We start from the raw sequence: 1,023 nt of genomic DNA, 5'->3' as shown, positions 1-1,023 counted from the left end.
CGATACGTTGGGCAGTACCGTTGGAGTTGCGGGGGTTGCTAAAGGGGTTGGTCAGCCTCAAGCAGCACTATTTGGTATGGGGCTGTACTCGGAGAAAGACAGCTATATTGGTTTCCTCTCTGCATTTAATTATGCGCTCTCTCCCAATGTGCTGTTCAGTACTCAGATGTACCAAGCTCGTTTTAATGACAGTCCCTATTACTTAGGTGAGCAAGGCGATAACAACTCGTCGTTTGAATCTCAGACGATCACAAACAGTGATGAGCAAAAGTATAAGTTCGAATTCAAATACCTGTTGCCGTGGGGCGCGGTGAAAGATCATGGTTTCAAAGGCGCGTTTCTACCCAGCCGTGACGTTCGCTATGCATCGCCTTTGGCGTCGGGCGTTAGCTCTATCCTGCTGACGCCTTTTTATTCATCACGAGCGTTGGATGTATACAATGATAAGAAAGAGCAAGCTTACGGTTTTACATTGGGTTTTGATTGGGACAACCGCGATAGCGCACGTAACACGACCCGAGGCTCGCATACCTCTTTGAATTTGACGACGGGCGCAGAAAGTGGGCAATCAGAGGATCTGTGGCTCAAGTGGGAATTCCAAAATAGCCAATATTACTCGCTGGGGCCTCTTGGTGATTGGTTTGATCAACAAGTACTGGCCTTGGATTTTTATACAGCCGACACACCAACTTGGAATCAATGTGATGGTGTTGTTTGCAGTCGTCCGCCAGAGCAAGAACAAGTTCGCTTGGGTGGGTTGTACCGTTTGAGAGGCTATACCGCGGGTCGTTACCATGGACGCTCTGCAATTCACTATTCTGCCGAATATCGGGTATTACCAGACTGGCAGCCTCTGGACGATATCCCCATTATCAATTACTACGATATGCCTTGGTGGCAATGGGTAGCGTTTGTTGAGATGGGGCGAGTTGCCGACGAATACGATTTAAAAACACTCCATGAAGACATGAAATGGAGCGTCGGTGGCGCGGTTCGTTTCCAAGTTGAAGGTGTTGTGGTTCG

Annotated in this window: 1 protein-coding gene; it reads left to right on the top strand. The window is 48.5% G+C overall.

The window, feature by feature from the left end; all coding sequences use genetic code 11:
- The coding region (locus R7F67_RS25015; RefSeq protein ID WP_318057557.1) for a BamA/TamA family outer membrane protein at positions 1 to 1,023 on the top strand (1,023 nt) is incomplete at both ends.

Origin of the sequence: Vibrio sp. YT-17 (assembly GCF_033337375.1) — a bacterium.
GTDB classification, from domain to species: Bacteria; Pseudomonadota; Gammaproteobacteria; order Enterobacterales; family Vibrionaceae; genus Vibrio; species Vibrio alginolyticus.
Note: the sequence above shows the minus strand (reverse complement) of the source record. Positions and strands in the feature narration are given on the sequence as shown.